Origin of the sequence: Shewanella intestini (assembly GCF_018221465.1) — a bacterium.
In the GTDB taxonomy this organism is placed as follows: Bacteria; Pseudomonadota; Gammaproteobacteria; order Enterobacterales; family Shewanellaceae; genus Shewanella; species Shewanella intestini.
Map to the genome: position 1 here is coordinate 13608 of NZ_JAAIKR010000011.1, position 20399 is coordinate 34006.

The 20399-nt window shown below is 39.8% G+C and carries 12 protein-coding genes; 11 read left to right on the forward strand and 1 reads right to left on the reverse strand.

Going from position 1 to position 20399, the window contains the following annotated elements:
- Nucleotides 1-124: 124 nt before the first annotated feature.
- The 6 genes from G3R48_RS11450 to G3R48_RS11475 all read left to right on the forward strand — a co-directional run bounded on the left by G3R48_RS11450 (nucleotide 125) and on the right by G3R48_RS11475 (nucleotide 13130).
- Nucleotides 125-5083, forward strand: coding sequence for an AAA domain-containing protein (locus G3R48_RS11450; RefSeq protein WP_153666018.1), 4959 nt, complete (start codon nucleotides 125-127; stop codon nucleotides 5081-5083).
- Complete coding sequence (locus G3R48_RS11455) at nucleotides 5083-6504, forward strand: hypothetical protein (RefSeq protein WP_153666016.1); 1422 nt, start codon at nucleotides 5083-5085, stop codon at nucleotides 6502-6504. Before G3R48_RS11450 ends, G3R48_RS11455 begins: the two co-directional genes overlap by 1 nt.
- Complete coding sequence (locus G3R48_RS11460; protein WP_153666014.1) at nucleotides 6501-9713, forward strand: type I restriction endonuclease subunit R; 3213 nt, start codon at nucleotides 6501-6503, stop codon at nucleotides 9711-9713. Before G3R48_RS11455 ends, G3R48_RS11460 begins: the two co-directional genes overlap by 4 nt.
- Before the next feature lie 23 nt (nucleotides 9714-9736).
- Nucleotides 9737-10363: a TniQ family protein gene (locus G3R48_RS17430; protein ID WP_153666012.1), complete on the forward strand. Its 627-nt coding sequence runs from the start codon at nucleotides 9737-9739 to the stop codon at nucleotides 10361-10363.
- Between the two features lie 193 nt (nucleotides 10364-10556).
- Entirely contained in the window at nucleotides 10557-10772 is a 216-nt protein-coding gene (locus tag G3R48_RS11470) for a hypothetical protein (protein WP_153666010.1), read from the forward strand.
- Between the two features lie 1194 nt (nucleotides 10773-11966).
- A complete protein-coding gene (locus tag G3R48_RS11475; protein WP_153666008.1) occupies nucleotides 11967-13130 on the forward strand; it encodes a porin in 1164 nt (387 codons plus the stop codon).
- A 105-nt stretch (nucleotides 13131-13235) separates the two neighbouring features.
- On the opposite strand, the gene G3R48_RS11480 is transcribed toward G3R48_RS11475, so the two are convergent.
- Nucleotides 13236-14759 (reverse strand): sigma-54-dependent transcriptional regulator, encoded by a 1524-nt coding sequence (locus G3R48_RS11480; RefSeq protein ID WP_153666006.1) that lies wholly within the window; start codon nucleotides 14757-14759, stop codon nucleotides 13236-13238.
- Between the two features lie 159 nt (nucleotides 14760-14918).
- Here G3R48_RS11480 and G3R48_RS11485 point away from each other — a divergent pair, with 159 nt between their 5' ends.
- The 5 genes from G3R48_RS11485 to mog all read left to right on the forward strand — a co-directional run bounded on the left by G3R48_RS11485 (nucleotide 14919) and on the right by mog (nucleotide 20275).
- Entirely contained in the window at nucleotides 14919-16481 is a 1563-nt protein-coding gene (locus tag G3R48_RS11485) for a flavocytochrome c (RefSeq protein WP_153666004.1), read from the forward strand.
- Between the two features lie 15 nt (nucleotides 16482-16496).
- A complete protein-coding gene (locus tag G3R48_RS11490) occupies nucleotides 16497-18143 on the forward strand; it encodes an HAL/PAL/TAL family ammonia-lyase (RefSeq protein WP_153666002.1) in 1647 nt (548 codons plus the stop codon).
- 72 nt (nucleotides 18144-18215) lie between these two features.
- Nucleotides 18216-18617, forward strand: coding sequence for a cytochrome c3 family protein (locus G3R48_RS11495; RefSeq protein WP_153666000.1), 402 nt, complete (start codon nucleotides 18216-18218; stop codon nucleotides 18615-18617).
- Nucleotides 18618-18903: 286 nt separating this feature from the next.
- A complete protein-coding gene (locus tag G3R48_RS11500) occupies nucleotides 18904-19488 on the forward strand; it encodes a TetR/AcrR family transcriptional regulator (RefSeq protein WP_153665998.1) in 585 nt (194 codons plus the stop codon).
- A gap of 253 nt (nucleotides 19489-19741) precedes the next feature.
- Nucleotides 19742-20275, forward strand: coding sequence for a molybdopterin adenylyltransferase (mog, locus tag G3R48_RS11505; protein ID WP_153665996.1), 534 nt, complete (start codon nucleotides 19742-19744; stop codon nucleotides 20273-20275).
- Nucleotides 20276-20399: the final 124 nt, after the last annotated feature.

Below are 20399 nucleotides of genomic sequence, written 5' to 3' on the forward strand. Positions count from 1 at the left end.
TAGTCAGGTGGCCAAATTCACTATGCCACTACATTCGCTACTAAAAATTGATTTCAATTAAGAATCAACTAAGTGGTATCTGATAGTTTTAAAATTAAATCAATATCTCGATTAGGAGAACCCTTTGGAAATTAAACTGTGGGACGGTGGGCTACAAGCTCAAGAGATTAGAGCTATTGAAAGAATCAAAGCAGCTTTTTGTAAGCAGAAGCCAACAGGTAAAAAGCCTCAACGTGGCGGTTCGATGCAAGATCAGCTTCGTAGTATTGGTGGTTCTACTATGTTCCCGTGGAAAGGGTATGCCGGATTTAGGTTTGTGGATTCAGATCGTGGTTACGAAGGTGAGTTTGACCTTGTCATCGTGACTCACTGTAATGTTTTCATTATTGAGTTGAAAGATTGGAATCATGGTGAGATTACTTGTAATCAGGATAAATGGTACAAGAATAATCAGCTGATGGGACGCTCTCCTGTGAGTGTTACGCGAAACAAAAAGTTCTTGTTGGACAACAAGCTTAAACGTGAGAAACACCGATTTAGCAATAAAGGTTTCACACCGTTTGTTCATTTTTTCGTTGTGATGTCAGGCAATGCTGATTTTAGCAAACTCCCAGATACAGAATTACATCACACGATAAGCCTTGATGAGTTCTTAACTTACGCCGATCAAAAAACATTCAATGATAAATTCCGTCCTCACCCAAATGCGCAAGTGCTGAACCAAGATTTCGCTATTTTCGATGAACTGTTCTTAGGCAACTCAACCGCACCTAAACAGATAAGTGTAAATGGCTACAAAGCTGAATCACTGATATTTGATGAACACCCAACCAAGTTGTACAAGGAGTTTTTAGCTAAATCAGAATCATCTAAACAGGATGAGGCGTTACTGCGTGTCTGGAATTTTAAAAATTTTGATGGGGTGAAAGGCGGGACACCTGAAGGTCGATATAGCATCGTTTCTCGGGAGCGTAAGGTGCTCAGCCATATCAAGCATCAGAACTTAGACTTATATAAACACTGTTTACGTTCTTTAACTAATGTACAGCCTGATGATGTAACGACCGAATTTAACGAGGTATTCGAATTACCACCAAACCATAGTCGATTTAACGAGTTCATTGGTAAGTTTGGTAAAAACTTCTCTGATGTTGACCGCGCAAACTTAGTTAAGTTGCTAGTAGCCAAGTTTGCTGACTTGCATAGGATGAAAGTTGCTCATCGTGATTTAGGAGACCATAGTATTTGGATTTCACCTGGTAAAGAGATTGCATTATCTAACTTCATCTCCGCCTACCACCAACCCATTGGCACGGTTGGTGATTATCGCTCGCAGTTATCTATATCAGGTAAAAATGCGGATGATGAGCTGTCTCCATTTCAAAGTGATGTAAAAACACTTGGCATTTTGTGTTGGCATATTTTGAATGATGAACGAATTTCGCCAGTTAGTTTAGAAAAACTAGCTGGGAAGCTAGCCTCTTGTTCAGAGTGGTACGGCTTGGTCCTAGAATACGCAATTGCTGGAGGGCGTTATCGTGATGCTGAAGAACTGTTTGATGCGTTAAAAGAAGCTGAGCCGAGCGATGCATGCACATTTGAATTTGATGATAGTGAACTTGAGCCATACAGAAGAAACATTAGCCACTCCCGTCAATATCGTGAAGATAATGATCTTATCGTGGAAACTGACGAGAAGGAAGTTTATGTATCAGATGGGTTAATGGTAAAAGCATGGCTTAATGTTAATCCATCAGTTGATGACCCAGCACTAAGCTATAAAGTACTGCACTTTTTACAACGCCTTGAGAAAATTAGATCGATAAACCCACCATACCTACCATGTGTTAGAGAGTTTGGGATTGCCACTAAGTCTTCAAGCCTATTTATGGTAACAGATAAGGTTGAAGGGTTAACTTGGAATAGGGCATCAATTGGCAGCAAGCAACGCTTGGCGGTGATTGATAAGTTAGTTGAATCTGTAGAGCATTTACACGGACTAGGCCTATATCATGGCGACTTACACCCAGAGAACATTATTCTAACTAAGACAGTTGACGGTTTTGACATAACGTTTATCGATGTACCTGATTTCTCTACTGATGGGGGTGAACCGAAAAATCATCTTTATAGCCCCGAAAACATAGATAACTGTACACCTTTTGAGCGAGATAATTTCGCAGTCATGAGATTGTCGTTCGAGCTATTAGGTGGTGAGTGGGGAGCCGATTTAAGTGAATTCCCAGAGCTCAGTGATGCCCTAAAGGTTGAGGTGAGCGACCCTAGTGCAGGATTCAAAGATCTTGTTCGATTTAAAGCAGCTTTAAAACCTAAAAAAGCTGTAAACATTGCCCCTGTTACTATTAGCAGTAACAAAGATTTTGAAACGATTACAATTTATCCCGATAACGGAAAATTGTATGTCCATGTTGAGAAAAGTAACCAAAACGGCACTGATGTAATGGTTACATTTTATGGGCTTGGCGGAAGTGCTCGTGTCATTTACACAACGAATGATAAAGGCTTTATTGTTTCTTTCCCACCTCGTGCAAGAGACTCTATTCATCCGAAAGATATTGAAAGGTGCCAACTGGTTTTAGACTTTTCCATCACGATTAAGTCTGGTTCTATTATGGAGTTAAGCCAATTAACTAAAAAGTTGATGGGCAATGAGTCATTTAATAGAACGGTAGAAGCGGTACTTAAACCAGTTGAAGATGAGGAGAAAGTTGATGGGCTTACTAACCAACTAGCTCAAGTATTTAAAAACATTGAAGCTAAAAGTACGTCTCCAGATCACCTTGTAATATCAACTGATAAATTATGGAAAGCAGTTCTGGAGACTGAAACCCAAGCCTATCCATATATTGAGGTAATTGGGGGGGCAAACGAAGTAAAAGATTCTGATGACGAACTTATTCTTCCATACGCTTCTGACGTTGATGTACTAGGGCAATTTAATAAAAATGATGTTATTGAAGCTTTAAAAATAGTCGGAGATGAGGAAACTCGTCTTGGCGAAGTTAAGCTTAAACAAAGTGCACTCAATGAGATTAGATTACATCGCGTCGGTTTCAAAGCAAGGAATCTAGAGGATGGAGACCAAGTTTTCTTCCGTACAAAACAAGATAAAGCTTCTTACGTTAAACGGAAGGCAGCTTTAGAGCGCATTTTGGAACATGAAAGTGTTGTTAGTAACCTAGCTCAGTATTTTGATCCTGATTGCAGCTCTCCGACGGTACAATATGATAAGCCGGTAACATCTGACGACTTTGCTCGTTACGATCGTACCGATGAGCATAACAATAAAATTAGCCTGAATCAGCAGCAGAGGAAAGCATTCCAACAACTTCTAAGTAACGGTCCTCTTTCAATGTTACAAGGCCCACCAGGGACAGGTAAGACGGAGTTTATTGCGGCCTTTGTACACCACTTGATAGAAAAGCAGAATGTAAAAAATATTCTTCTAGTTAGTCAATCGCATGAAGCCGTTAATACCGCAGCAGAAAGGATTCGCAAGCACTGTTCTCGTCTTGATACGGAGTTGGATGTTGTTCGATTTAGTAACCGAGAAGGTGCAGTTTCAACAGGTCTTAAAGATGTTTACTCAAATGCGATAGTTGCAGAAAAAAGAGAGTTATTTAGAGCTGAAGCAAAGTATCGAGTTGCATCATTGTCTCAAGCTCTTGGCTTACAGGCTGAGTTTTTGACTGATTTGGTGGAAGCTGAGCTCACTTTGTTTAAGCAGATTGATACTTTGCATAAATCATTGGAGTCGATGAAGGATGGGGGGCTTGAAAAAGATGAGCAGCACATCATTAAGAAAAATGTAGTTGATTTAGATGCGACTATCCGCGAAGCATTAAGTAGCAAATATGGCATTAGTTACGATGAAAATTTAGATGTTCGGAATGCAAAAACCAAGGTGATTCAGTACTTATGTTCGAGATATTCAGTTAGGCCTGACGAAGCAGAAAAAGCTATCGCATTAGCCAATATCTCAGGCGATATGTTAGACGTACTTGAAACTGAGCGTGTCAATTATGATGAGTTTTTTGCTCGTTCTAGACAATTAGTGACTGGTACTTGTGTCGGTATAGGACAACGTCATTTAGGTATCGCTGATAATCAATACGACTGGGTTATTATCGATGAAGCAGCTCGTTCAATAGCGAGTGAGCTAGCTATAGCGATGCAATCGGGCAAAAGAATTTTACTCGTCGGTGACCATCAACAATTACCGCCTTTGTATTCTGATGCGCATAAAAAAGCATTGGCTCTTAAACTTGGCTTGGCCGACAAAGAGATTGACCTCGATGCTGTCTTGCAAAGTGATTTCGCAAGAGCGTTCGAATCACCCTACGGTAAGCAAGCAGGCGCATCCTTGTTGACTCAGTACCGTATGGCACCACCTATTGGAAACATCGTTTCGGATACTTTCTATAAAGGTGAACTACAAAATGGTGAGCGTAAAGTTCCTGACATCTATGGTACTGCGCCAGAAATGCTTCAAAGTGTGGTTTCTTGGATTGATACATCGCATTTGGGTGACAAGGCTTACCATCGAGAGGATCGCGGTGTCAGTATATATAACCGAACAGAAGCAGATATCATTATCAACTTATTAAAAGACATCGCTAATAAACTTGAGTTTGTCGCTGAACTAAAGGGGGTGGTGAAAAAAGGTGAAGCAGCCATTGGTGTTATTTGTATGTATGGCGAACAAAAAAGGCTAATTCGCCAAAAGTTCAAAGAAATAGAGTGGAGCGATGACTTCAAGGATCTTATTAAGATTGATACTGTTGATAGTTATCAAGGTAAAGAAAATAGAGTCATTATCCTCTCTGTGACTCGATCAAGCCGAGATAAGAAACCAAGGTTTTTGAGAACTCCGAATCGAATTAATGTTGCTATTTCTAGGGCAATGGATCGGTTGATGATTGTTGGCTCAACCCATATGTGGCAGGGAAATAACAGTACACTGCCGTTAGGCAAAGTACTTAGTTACATATCAGGACAAGCTAAAGATTCATCTGACTATCGTATCCACAATATCAATAGCGACCTTAATGGAGTTAAGTAATGACTGAAGAAATTAGATTAAATTATCATGAAGTTGATTTCATAGTACCTGCTCAGCGATTTAACTTCCGTTTTTCATATGTGACCAAGCAGGGACTTTCGTTCATAAGAGAGTTTGTGCTGAGGTTGGTGCAACTAGCACCTATGAAACCATCTCAGATTGCAACATATTTGGGCTTAAATAAGCTTGAAGTTAATGAAGCTATTGGTGACTTGATGGATAAAGGGGACCTTGTTTTTAATGAACAAGGCCTAGTTCAACTTACCCAACAATCAGTGGGTTACTTCGAAGGTATTGGTAAGCCGCCTAAAACCAACTCAATCCAAGAAACCGGTGCAGCGCTTTCATTTGAACTTTGCGGCTTTAACTGCATTGGGAATAAGCGCAGTTCTGGTGGGTGGCATGCTGGCATCAAGTTATCTGTTGATAATAAAAAACTATCCGAGACAGAAGGGTTAGCAAAGTCAAAGTTTCAAAGGGATTTCTATCAATTATTGGATAACGACTATTTAAAAGGTGTTCGTACAGAAGGAAGTGAACGGCCTAGCATTTATACAATTGATTCTGTTAGTAAATTAACACAAGATCCTGTGCGCTTAACGACTTGCTTTGCAATTGATCAAGAAGGTAAAGCCATTGAACGAGAAGACTTTGATAATTTAGATGATTCCTCTGAAGTGCATGAAGCAATAACTATTGCGTTAAATCAATCCCAAAAGGGCCAGAACATCCAAGAGATTGGTTTAGCTATGAAATCTTTTGGTGATACTTGGACAAAAGATATATTCAATAGCAACTCGATAGATATTGCAGCATTAGGTCATCGTTATGCAGAGGCTTTGCTTAATGATAAAAAAGAAATTCCATTTGTAGGTCCTATTTATACCGGAAATAACTGGGAGCATATTCGAAAAATTTTGAAAGATCTTCCAGCTTCTTTCATGAAATCAAAGGAAAAATCTGTAAAGCAACTAACGTGGATTGCACCTTCTGATGCTTTTTGGGGAAAAACTAAAAAGCTTGAGTTTTGTTTCAATGAAATAGAACAAGCGCAGCTTACACAAGAAAAGAATCCTCAACGTATGTACACCCCTTCCATTTATCTGCCGTTGTCAGATATATCGGATAGACGAGCGATTGGGGCTTGGAAAAATGAGTTTAGGAAAGGATCAAATAATCTCTATGGTTTACTTGAGGGTTTTCTTGGGGGAAGTGTAGAGGTCATTATATTAGAGGGTACTTTCGCCGTTGTATGCTACCACATTTCAAAGCCAGAAACGCATCCAGTTAGTATTCCTGTAGGTTTCATAACAACGGATTTAAAACTGGTAAAAACTATTTCTAATATTGCGCAAGATTATATTGGTGGTTCATCTTCGTTCAATAAGAAGCATGATTTAGGGTTGTTAGATAAACTATGACATATACGGAAGACGCTTTAGTAGAACAACCAGCGATTAACCTTTTCTCTGAACTGGACTGGGATACGGCAACGTGTTGGGACGAGGTTTTTGGCTCTCTTTATGATGACCATCTTGCTGATAACCCATTGTTCTTTGGCAGAGAAACTCGCAACGATGTGGTTTTACTTGCAAGGTTAAAAGCTGCACTGCTAAAGCTTAACCCTGATGTTAGTTCGCTTGTTATTCAAGAGGCCATTGACCAAATCGTTCGCGATAGAAGTGCAATGACGGCTATCTCAGCTAATGAAGAGGTCTACGAGCTGTTAACTAATGGCTACGTATACACAACGAACGCTGAAGATGAAGAAGACTGCGTAGTACAGTATATCGATTGGTCAAACGCCAGTAACAATGACTTTCTGCTTTGTAGCCAAATGAGTATTACTGGTGAAATTGAAACTCGTCGACCTGACCTGTTAGGTTTTGTGAATGGATTACCGCTAGTCTTTATTGAGTTGAAAGCGAGTCATAAAAACCTGTTTAATGCTTATAAAGATAACCTACGAGATTATCGCAACACCATCCCTCAGCTATTTCATTTTAACCAAGTTATTATTCTCTCTAATGGTGTGCAATCTCGTGTTGGTACTATCTCTAGCCAGTGGGAGCATTTTGCTGAGTGGAAGAAGGTTGAGAGTGAGCAAGAAGCACGTAGAGTAAGCCTTGAAGTTGTGATTCGGGGTGTCTGTGAGCGAGAACGCTTACTCGATATTATCGAAAACTACATGTTATTTGTTAAACAAAAAAACACTATTAAAATTGTGGCTAAATATCATCAATATCTTGGTGTTAATCAGGCATTAGGTGGTTTAACTAATATTAAAGAGAACGCTGGTCAACTAGGTGTTTTCTGGCATACACAGGGTAGCGGTAAGAGCTTCTCTATGGTGTTTTTCTGTAAAAAAGCGTTTCGTAAATATACTGGTAATTGGACCTTTGTTTTAATTACTGACCGAACAGATCTTGATGATCAAATCTATAAGACATTCCATTCTACAGGGATCTTAACTGAAAACTGTCAGGCTGAATCGGGCAGTGAGTTAAAGCTGCTATTGGCTGAAGATCACCGCTTTGTATTTACCCTTATTCAAAAGTTTAAAGGCGATGAAAAGGGGGACTACCCGCTGTTGTCTGAACGCAATGATATCATTGTTATTACCGATGAGGCCCATCGTAGTCAATATGATTCATTAGCGATGAATATGCGTCGCTCGATGCCTAATGCATCGTTTATGGCCTTTACGGGTACACCCTTGCTATCTGAAACAGCAAAAAACTCTGACAGTAGTGATAGCGGTAAAACACGTGAGATCTTTGGTGATTATGTCAGTGTATATAACTTTGCTGATGCGGTAGATGATGGTGCGACATTACCGCTTTACTATGAAAACCGCGTGCCTGAAGTCAGTTTATCTAGCGATGATGTGGGTAAAGAGATTGCCGATATTATTGAAGAGTCAGACTTAACCGATGAGCAAGAGCATCGATTAGAGCAAGAGTTTGCAAAAGCCTACCACATCATTACTCGTGATGACCGTTTAGAGACCATAGCTACCGATTTAGTTGAACATTATATCAATCGTGCACCATTTAGTGATGCAAAGCTAGGCAAAGCGATGGTGGTTTCTATCGACAAAGCGACCGCCATTAAGATGTATGACAAAGTCAGTGACGCTTGGAAGCTGAAGCTTAAAAGCCTTAAGTCGAAAGTAAAATTCGCTAAAGGAAGTCGTTTAGCAAAATTACAATTTCAAATTGAGCATATGGAATCTACTGATATGGCGGTGGTTGTATCAGGTGGCCAAAATGATGAAGAGCGTTTAGCCAAGAAAGGGTTAGATTACAAAACACATCGTGAACGTTTTGTTAAAGAAGAGATTGATGAGAAGTTTAAAGATCCTGATGACAACCTACGCATCGTATTTGTTTGTGCAATGTGGTTAACGGGTTTTGATGCGCCTTCTGTTTCAACGCTTTATTTAGATAAGCCACTAAAGAATCATACTTTAATGCAAACCATTGCACGGGCTAACCGTGTTTATCCTGGTAAGAGTGCGGGTCAGGTTGTCGATTACATCAATATATTTAGTGCATTACAGCAAGCATTAGGCTTGTATGGTGGAGGCCAAATTGCAGAGCCAGCTGCAGGGTACGGTGTTGATAGCCCTGCACGAGATAAACGAGAGCTAATTTCCGCCCTAGCGACAGCCATTGTTGAGTTGAGCGAGTTTTTAAAGAAACAAAGTATAGATTTAGAGGCGATTATTTCTGCCCCAGCTGAAGGCTTTACTAAGCTACAGATGTTAGATGATGCAAGTGAGATATTGCTGTCTCCTGATTTAAAAGATGAATTCACAGCGTTTGTTCGCCAAATTAATCGTATCTTCAAAGCCGTATTGCCAGATGATGATGCTAATGGCTATGTGCCACACCGTATTGCCATCAATGTTATATATGCCCAGATGCGCCAGAAGTCAGGTGTCTCAATTGATGATGAAGATGTGCTTGATGTAGTAAGGCATCAAGTGAATGAGTTACTTGATGAATCAATCACGACCATTGAAATTAAGAGTAATTTGCCTGAGCCAATTAATATAGCAGGTATCGATTTTGATGCGTTAGCTGAAATGGTGTCTAAGGTAGACAAACCAAAAACTTCGGATGCTGAACGTTTAAAAAATATTATTGAGCGTAAGCTCAAACCAATGCTGCTGAAAAACAAAGCACGGCAGGATCTACAAGATAAGTTTGAGGAACTCATTGAACAGTACAATCTTGGTGCATATACCGCAGAAGAGTTCTTTAATCAGCTTAAAGACTACATTCAAGATCTGAAGCATGAAGAAAAGAGAACTGTTCGTGAGGGGCTTAGCGAAGAAGAGTTGGCTGTATTTGACTTGATGACTAAAGTGGTACCTCTCAATGAGAAGGAGAGGAACAACATAAAGCGCATTGCTAAAGAACTTGTCGACAATATGAAAGATATTTTAGTTATCGATTGGCGTAAAAAGCAACGCACTAAAGCTAGAGTGCGTAACTTTATCGAGGAGAAGCTTGATGAGCTTCCAGATAGCTTTGATGATGAACTTTGGCCAAAGGCATGCTCAGATATTTATATGCATATATATGAGAAGTACCCAGGTCAGGGGCAGAGTGTTTACAGTTAATTGGACTATACCAAAACTAGCGTATGCAAATTAGTATATTTCAAGATGAATCAATCCATAGTTATTTGATTAGAGTTCTGTCATGTCAGGGGAAATTATTAAGGCCATCCGATCTATATGGTCTTGTTAGTCTCTCTGGTGTCGTTAATGCTGCTCCAAAATTAGACTCTGAGCATGGAAAGCTACTTTCCTCTTACAGCAGCACTTTTATCGAGAAGTTACTTTGTGAGCATACACCATTAAATTCAATGCACAGTTCAGAGCTGATTGAAGCTAAAGACTATGTACTGTTTGGCAAAAGGCCATTAAGAGAAGAGCTCATTCCCAATGGAAGAACTCAGCTTAGATATTGCCGTAAATGCTTCGCTGAACAAACTTTCGAACATGGGGTGTCTTGGTTTCGGCTCGATTGGTTATTTTCAATTAGGTGTGTATTGCATCAGGAGGTGCTATCACATGTTTTCTCACATTCGACGTCTTGCTGCTCTGCAAGTATGAATATTTTGGATAGTGTATTATCGGCCACTAGCGGCCGATGTAGAAAGTGTGGCGGGGATTTTTGGAAACATGAGAAGTCACTTTATATAAACCCTGATTATCGTCAAAACTACCTATTGATTAAACAAATCTACAGGCCAGCTCTCTTGTGAATTTGCCATATAACTCGGAGCGCTCATATATCGCTCTACTTTTGCCATTTTTTGTAGCTAGCTTAGGGCGCTTCTCACTTACTACCTTCAAACTGAGTATACTAAAACCAGTGTCTTTTTAATTTGGTACTTTCATATGAAGAAAAGAGCTTTGTCAAAAAATGAGTCTTCGAAGGAACATGGCACAACATCAATGAATAGGGCTCAGCATACTCGTAAAGGGGAATACCTTACTTACGATAATATTTTTGACGCTATAGATGAGGAAAAAGCGGCTTTCCTCAAAGGTGACTCTGATTTGTTAATCGCTGTTAGAGACATTCTAGCTGAAGGTAAAATATCTAATTCAGCCGAACATCAGTTTGCTCTTAAGCGGATAGAACAATTGTGGGGGGGGGGGCAAGCCTGATACTTTTTTGGGAGAAGAGCTAAATAAGCTCGTAGATATCGTTTGTAAGTATGAAGAGCAGTTTTTGAGTTAGTTCATACCAAATATTTCAAGCAAGGTGATGAAAGGGGGGGGCTTACGGGCAAACTTTATTGTCTCATTTCTTTCTTACGGGCAAACTCTATTGTCGCAGCACAAATTATCGTCGCTAACCATAATAGGTTGAGTGACTGGCTTTCATTATTTCACGACGCTTCACTGTGGGAAAAGCGGGAGCTTGCGGCGTAATCATTTGAAACGTTACTGTGCTGCCTTTAACAGGAGGGCGTTGGCTTTTTTAATATTTCTTTTTCATCTTTAACTTCCTTGGCTAACGTTGAAAACCCACCACGTTCATCAGCGCTTAAAATCGCGCCGAATTACTCTGCTTTAAATTTGGTTTTCAGTGATATCGCCATTTATCAGTGGTATACCTAAAGATGCTGCTTTAGGAGCATGTCCACCTTGCTCGGTGACTTATCCGAGTGCTTCTTATTAAAATTCAGTCGTGTGATTTTTGTTTGTTCTTTTGTTATTTAATACCTCAATAATGGGATTATATTCAATTATCAACGTGTCTTGTTTCATTACAGTCACTCAGTAATGTGAAATCAAAAAAAGTTGTTACAAAGTAGGTTAGTGGGCCAACACTATTGTTATGACATAAATTAAGCCTCTTGATGGTTGTAATGCAAAATTATATTTTTATTTTATAAGTTGATAATTAAGCACTGGTTTTAAATTTCACGAATGGTAATACATTTATGTGTTTATTTTATTCAATGCTATTACGCGTCACATTTAGTATATAAAGGCGGTATCGGTCACCTTTGTGAGTGCGTTTGTGATAATGATTGTCTTTTATTTATATATGTTCTTTGTTTTTATTTTAAATAGACATATCTCATTTGAATATGGGGTGTTATCCATTTTTATGGGTTGAGATGATAAGTGTAAATGCATTAATACTTGTCGTTGATGAATTAGTATCTATTCACGGTATTTAAATGCTTCATGATATATCGTGATTAAGATTGTTTGTATTTAACGCTTTGTTGCGCCTATTCATATTTTATAATTCAAAGATTAATAAATAATTAGCTGGCATGTTTTCTGCTCTGTATTCACCGAAGATGGGTTTTATATGATTAAAAATAAATTTAAGGTGTTTAACTGATGAAGAAGAAATTACTCGCCGTACTTATTCCAACGCTATTAGTTGTTGGCAGTGCACATGCAACAGAACTTTATAAAGATGACCAAAATAGCGTAAATATGATGGGTTGGTTAGGCTTTGCTGCGACCAACGATTCTCATGATACCGTTATACAAGATAACTTTTCTCGCATTGGTTTTCGATTTGACCGCCAAGAAAAAAATGGCTGGCGCAGTTTTGCTCACACAGAGTGGGGCATTAATATGGTCACCGACGATGACATATTGAGTTCTGAGGGTGGCCAACTAGGCGCTCAAAAGAATACCGACTTTTTATTTAACCGTTTAGGTTATGTCGGCTTAGCAAATGATAAGTGGGGGACAATTACATTTGGTAAGCAGTGGGGTGCATACTACGATGTCGCATACACAACAGATGTACTGGACGTTTATACTGGTTATGCCGTTGGCGTATATACCTTTGGTGATGGTGGATTAACCGGGACTGCGCGTGCTAATTCTGCCGTTGTTTATCGCAATGCAATTGGCAAGCTGTCTTACGCATTGCAATACAGTGCAAAACAACATGGTGATATAAATGTTGCTAACCCTACTGATGTAAAAGGTAACACTTATAACGACTCAACCATTAGCTTTAACGATAACTACGGTGTGAGTGCGACGTATCAATTTACTGACCAGTTCAAAGTGATTGCCGGTTTTAACAAAGCGAAATTTAAAGGTGAACTAGCAGGTTCTGGTGTAAGCGGTGATAACCAAATTGTCGGTGTTGGTGCGCAATATGGTACCTTCTATCAATATGCGCCAGGTCATCAAGCTGATGGCTTATATGTCGGATTTAATGCTCATAAAAGCAAGCAAAATGAGTTAGTTGCTGGTAATTTGTATGATTCAACGGGTGCTGAGTTTTTAGTAGCTTATCAAATGGATAATGGTTTTGTGCCTATGGCGATGTTGACTTATCAAGATCTTGATACCGATGCAACGACAGCGATACAAGGTGATTGGACTCGTCAATTTGCGGTATTAGGATTACATTACCGTTATAGTGCCGCTACCGTGATGTTTGCAGAAGCTAAGATTGACTTTAGCAGCATGGATAATAAAGCCATGGAAGATATGCAAGACAACAGTTACTCAGTCGGTATTCGTTTCTTCTTCTAAATCGATGACGTAATTGATCATAAATGAAAAAGCCACCGTAAGGTGGCTTTTTAGATTATGAACATAAGCATTTGATCTTAAGTCATGTTCAAAGATGAGTTATCACTAACAAAGGTTTAGTTTTTTCATTTTACTGCGTAACGTATTGGGGTTGATATCAAGCAACTCTGCCGCGCCGCCCGCACCATATAATTTACCACCAGTAATTTTTAATGCATGGCTAATGTATTTGGCAATCATAGTATCTAAAGGCACTAACATATTACCAGCATAACTTGGGTCGATAACAATTACGTTACCATGATGATCAGGCTCGGCTTCAAGTTCTTCATCGTATAAATCAAACGCTAAAGGCCCTTTAGGGTATTGGATCATCGCTCGCTCAATGATATTAAATAACTCTCGCACGTTACCCGGCCATGAATAATGCGTTAACTTTGCTAATTCCTTCTCTGTGGTTGAAGGCAGTTGGGTTAAATTAAATTTGGCTGATAATAGTTCAATAAAGTGTTGTAATAGCAATGGTATATCAGATGTACGCTGGCGAAGTGCTGGTATTTCAATGGGAAATATTGCCAAGCGATACCATAAGTCTTCACGAAATTCGCCTTTGTGTACCATGGCTTTTAAATTTCTGTGGGTGGCGGCAATAATGCGAATGTTAAGTTGAATTGACTCACTGCCCCCGACACGAACAATCGTGCTGTTTTGCAATACCCGTAACAACCTAACCTGTACCGCCAATGGTAATTCACCTATTTCATCAAGAAATATTGTGCCACCATTAGCTTGTTCAAATAAGCCTTTCTTAGTGGCATTAGCGCCAGTAAATGCGCCTTTTTCATAGCCAAATAGCTCTGAGTCAATCAAGCTTTCAGGAATGGCACCGCAGTTAACCTTAATAAATGGCTTGTCGCTTAAGTCGGACATTTCATGAATCGCATTGGCAACGACTTCTTTACCACAACCAGTTTCTCCATGAAGTAACACTGTCGTACTTAACTTGGCGATGGCTTTTACTTTTTCCATTACCGGTCGTAAACCCGACTCAGCGCCTATTACACCATGTGAATTAAATAAGGCACGTTTTAAGGAGCTATTTTGCTTGGTAATATCTTGATTGATTTTAAGTAAGTTGCGGCCCTTCAATTCAAAAGCAGTAAGTAAAGCGATGGTATGTAAATGCGGTTCAATAAAGTCACCATGATGCGCTTTAAATGCTGAGTGTTGTTTGGAATAAAATACCACCATACCTAAAGGTGTATCTTGAGAATATATTTTTAGCATTAATAACGATTTTGCTTCAGGTACAACTTGTGAAGTAATATATTCAGTAACGGGTTCATGGCTGATTTTATTTAATATTGTGATATCAGCCCATTCTTTATTAATAAGTATTTCGTTTTGTTCTTCTGATAAAGGTACTCGTAAATCTAATGTGCCACTTTGGGTGTCATTGCAATGAACTAAAAATTGAATATGTTGGTATTGTGCATGATGGATATTAATAAACATACCATCTATAGGTAGTGTTTTTTTTATATGTTTTAAATATCGATTCAATGCGACATCAATTTGTAATGAGCTACATAAGGTTTGTATTGATTCAAAAAAGAATTGTTTTTGCATTGATATTTCATCCCAATCACTAAGTTTCGTGAGTCTATATCATTAAATATCGTGGTTTTGTGTCTGCTGCCACAAAATACTTCTTTGTAGGTAATAAAATGTCATCTGGCATGTTCAGTGCAATTACCAAATAAGATTTTAATAGATGATGGAATGAACATGACGAAACAATTACGTGACCAAGTTAGTCGCCGCCGCTTTTTAAAAGGAGGGGCGACATTAGGTATTAGTGGTTTAGCAGGGTTAAGTTTATCGACCCAAGCGCAAAGCATTAGTGCCAAGACAACAGAGATTAAGTTTGACGAAATTGTTGACATTATTGTGGTGGGTAGTGGTTTTGCTGGTTTATCTGCAGCACTGCAAGCCGCAGAGAAAGGCGCATCAGTCATGGTAATCGACAAAATGCCTGTCTTTGGGGGGAACTCGGCAATTAATGGCGGCGCTATGGCGGTGGCTGATTCTAAGTTACAACACGCTAAAGGGGTCAAAGACTCTGTCACGTTAATGGTGTCAGACATGTTTAAAGCAGGTCGTGGTATGAATGATCCACAAATGCTCAAACTTGTTTGTAACGGCACTTCAGAATCTCAACAATGGCTAGAGTCGCACGGTGTACGCTGGAAACCGTTCTTACAACACTTTGGTGGCCATTCAGTGCCACGGGTTTTGCAAACGATTGAAAGCTCTGGTGCAGGTATTGTTCGTCCGTTATTAAAAGCGGCTAAAGCAAAAAACGTGGCATTACGTAATCAAGTTAACCTAGTTGGTTTTGTTAAAAATGAACAAGGTCATGTGATTGGTATTGAAGCCAAAGAAGAATTTCATTTCCCACGTGCAAACTCGGGGCATAAACGCCTGATTGGTGCACGCAAAGGGGTGATCATGGCAACCGGTGGTTTTAGCCGTGATATTCCATATCGTCAAATTCAACAACCTAAATTAACGGCTGAACTTGATTCAACTAACCACGCAGGTGCAACCGCAGATGCATTGAAACAAATGATGCTAATTGGTGCCAACCCTGTGCATTTAGACCAAATTCAACTTGGACCTTGGGCATCACCAGATGAGAAGGGCTTTGGTACGGCATCTCAATTTAACACCATTGCGACTTATCCAAGTGGCATTGTGGTTGATGTGCGCACGGGTAAGCGCTTCTTTAATGAGTTGGCAGATCGTAAAGAACGTGCTGATGCAATTATGACCCGCCGTGATGATGATGGTAAGCCAGTTTATCCTGTTGGATTTACTAACGCAGAAGGCGCCAAAAAAGCTCAAACATTAGCTTGGGGCATGAAATACAACGTGATTCAAAAAGCGGAAACGCTTGATGAATTAGCAAAATTATATGGCATTCCAGCCGATGCGTTAAAACAGCAAGTTACTGATTGGAATAAAGCTGTAAGAGCAGGTCATGATGCTGAGTTTGGTCGCCCAATGCAAAAAGCATTAGTCATTGAGCAAGGGCCTTGGTATGCCGTAAGAATGTGGCCAAAAGTGCATTACTGCATGGGTGGCGTTCGAGTGAATACCCAGTCTCAAGTATTGGATTTAATTACTGACAAACCAATTATTGGCTTATTTGCCGCGGGTGAAGCGACAGGTGGTATCCACGGAGCCAGTCGTTTAGGAGCTTGTGCAGTAGCTGAAGGTGTAGTAACTGGACGAAATGCCGGTTCTCAATGTGCTTCAAGAACATCAATTAAATTAAAATTAGCCTAAATTAGGAAGAAAAAAATGATAAATAATAAACCTGCATTAGCAGCAACAGCTTTAGCACTTGCACTGACTTCTGGTAGTGCGTTAGCGATGAACTCAGTAACATTAGATGGCCAACATCTCACCCAAGATCAAGCATGGGCAATTGCCGATGGCGCAACAGTAAAAATTGACGCGAAGGCGAAAGCTGACTTAACAATCGCTCACAACTTATTAATGCAAGCAGCTAGTACGGGTAAACCTATTTACGGTTTAACTGTGGGTGTTGGCTTAAATAAAGATCATAAATTATTTACTGCTGATGGCAAATTAACTCCTGCTGTTTTAGAAGCATCAAAATCATTTAACTACAGTACATTACGTGCTCATAGTTCTGCTATTGGCGCGCCAGTACCCGTACGTTTAACTCGTGTTGCTTTGGCTGTGCGTTTAAATACTATTTTGTCAGGTCACACGGGTGTTCAACCTTATGTTGCTGAACTTTATAAAGAATACTTAAACAAAGGCATTACTCCTATCATCCCTTCAAAAGGCTCTGTTGGGGAAGCGGATATCTTAATGTCATCGCATGTTGGGTTAGCCATGATTGGCGAATGGGATGTGATGTACAAAGGTAAACGTGTTAGCAGTAAAAAAGCGATGAAAGCTGAAGGGATTAAATTACTTGACCCAATCGGTAAAGATGCATTATCGATTTTATCAAATAACTCTGTGGCTGTTTCTTATGCAATGCAAGGCTACCGTAACGCTCAGCACTTATTGAACATTTCGCCAGCAGTATTTGGGTTAAGCCTTGAAGGTTTAAATGGTAACGTTGCGCCATTTTTACCACAAACTAACGATATTCGTCCTTTCCCTTACTTAAAAGGCGCAACGACTAATATTCTAAACAGCTTATCAGGCAGCTACTTGTGGGATGTAAACAGCGAACGCCCATTACAAGACCCATTAAGTTACCGCACCACAGCCTATACTTTTGCAAGTGCAGAAAAAGCATTACATGACTTAGACGACGTGCTGACTATTCAAATTAACCATTCTGACGATAACCCTGGTGTTATTGTGAATGCCTCTTCTGAATATGCACAAACTTCACAAGTTGCTAAATATATGGTGGGTAACAAAGGTGGTGTGATCCCAACAACTAACTTTGAACCATTACCTATTGCGCTTGCTGTTGAAGGATTAAGTGTGGCGTTGACGCATGTTTCTCATAACAGTGTTATGCGTACGATTCACCTTTCTGATTCTCACTTTACTCACTTGTCACGCTTCTTAGCGGCACCTGAAAATCATGGTCATGCGTTTGGTGCAATTCAAAAAACCTTTGTTGATATGCAAGTACGTAACAAAGCGTTGGCTAACCCTGTTTCATTTGATGGCATTGCTATTGCCGGCAACATTGAAGATACGTTTACAAACTTACAGTTTGCATCTGAAAATCTTGCTCAAATCGTTGATAACACAGAAGTGATATATGGCTTAGAATTGATGCACTCAGCACAAGCCATCGATTTACGTAAATTGAAAGACAGCCATTTGAAAATGGGTAAAGCAACCGAAAAAATGTACAAGTCATTCCGTAAAGTAGTGCCATATGTGAAGTTAGACCGTCCATTTACTCCTGATATCGCAGCAGCAACTCAGTTCATCAAACAGTTTTAATACTGACGGCTGAACGCATAAGGCAAATTCAAGGGAGTCCAGACTCCCTTATGATTTAAATTAGGAAATACAATGCTTAAATATTTATCGGCCATCGTTATTAGTATGGCGCTGTTAGTCCCTGCGGCAAATGCGATGAAGTTGCAGGACTACCATAAAGACATTATGACCAATGATAATGGTCAAGTTGAATGCAGTAATTGCCATGGTCAAAGTAAACATAAAACCATTCCAAAATCATCTGCTTGTGAAGCTTGTCATGGCAGTGCAGAAGAAATGGCTGAGTTAACCAAACTACCAGCAGATGCTTCACCAACAGCAGAGCCTAATCCACACAACAGTATGCATTATGGTACAGATTTACCTTGTACTTCATGTCACCATGAGCATAAAGATAGCGTGGTTTATTGTAATCAGTGTCATGAATTTAAGTTCCCCAAACTTAAAGGCAGAAAACCCCTAAGCGTTAAGTAAAAGCTTTCAACCTTCTATTACTCTTCGCTTTGATACAGCGCAAAATGCCGACGTGAGTCGGCATTTTTTTTAGTAAAATTTGTTTATTACAACGACAGCCATTTGTTATCGATAGTAGCTTTATTGCGCAGTTAATGTTGTACGAAAGTGTTAATTAATATTGTACCTAGCAAATTGATAAGCTTTAGTAAGCGATCGGTCTACTTTTGGTTTATTATTGATAAAAAGTAAACCATGGCTGGGCTTTATATACTGATATTAGCAGCCATACACAACGAGATATGTCATGAACAAGTCATCTACCAGTCGTCAAACTATTTGTGTTGCCGGTGAGCGGTTATTTTCTCAATATGGATTAAGCGCGGTAGGTATCAAGGTTATTCTTGATGAAGTTGGTATTCCAAAAGGATCGTTTTATCACTACTTTAAAAGCAAAGAGGCATTTGCCGTAAGCGTAGCGCAGCAGTATTTTGAACAACACATTGCCACTATTGCATTTGCTGATGACGCGGATTTTAAACAAAACTTATCTGTCATGCTCACCGCTTATCACGCAATGATTGATCATTTGGGCCAAGCAAACCCTGTTAAAGGCTGTTTGCTAGCAAATTTAATGATAGAAGCGACAGATTCTTACCCGCAGTTGACCGCCGCACTCAATGAATTATATGGACAATGGATTAGCGCATTAACGCAGCTATTTTACCAAGGCCAGCAACAAGGCTTTATTGCCAAAGAGCGTGACACCAGTTTGTTAGCACATATGTTTTGGAATCAATGGCAAGGTGTGGTGCTTAGGTTAAAGCTCGATAAAGACACACAAGTTGCCAAACGAACCCTAGTGCAAACGGTGCAATTAATGACACGTTAATCCAGTATTCAGCGGATGTTATCGCTGCTAGATGACTTCATTAATTATATCAATTACGTGCTAATAGCATCATCTCGAGAGGTTCATACTTGCTCACAGTTGCCATTGCGGTGAGTCACGTTTGATAGTTAATAATGCCTAAGCTGATAATTTATCCCTTTATCTTAATGGTGATTATGCTACTTTAAGCGCCATTAATGCGAAGAGTCCTAATGTGTATGTCAGGACAACCGCCACTCAATAGGAAAACAACATGAGCAAAGCTAAAATCGGTATTGTTACCGTCAGTGACCGAGCCAGTGCAGGCGTTTACGAAGATATCTCAGGTAAAGCCATTATTGATGTGCTAAATGACTACCTAACATCTGAATGGGAACCCGTTTATAAAGTGATCCCAGATGAAGTTGATGTGATTGAAGCCACCTTAATTGACATGGCTGACAATCAAGACTGTTGTTTGGTAGTGACAACTGGTGGCACGGGCCCGGCAAAACGCGATGTGACTCCAGAAGCCACTGAAGCCGTATGTGACAGAATGATGCCAGGTTTTGGTGAGTTAATGCGTGCTGAGTCATTAAAGTTTGTCCCAACGGCAATTTTGTCGCGTCAAACAGCCGGTCTTCGTGGTGATTCATTAATTGTAAACTTACCGGGTAAGCCTAAATCAATCCGCGAATGTTTAGATGCGGTATTCCCTGCGATTCCTTATTGCATCGACTTAATGGAAGGGCCGTTTTTAGAGTGTGATGAGGCGGTGATTAAACCGTTCCGCCCAAAAGCAAAATAGCACTGGGTGTCTTAACGGATAAATAAAAAAAGCCACGATTTGAACTGACCCCCAATAGTTGGACACCAATTATCGTGGCTTTTTTATGTTTGAATGTCATTTTTGCTAAACAGCTAAACAGCTA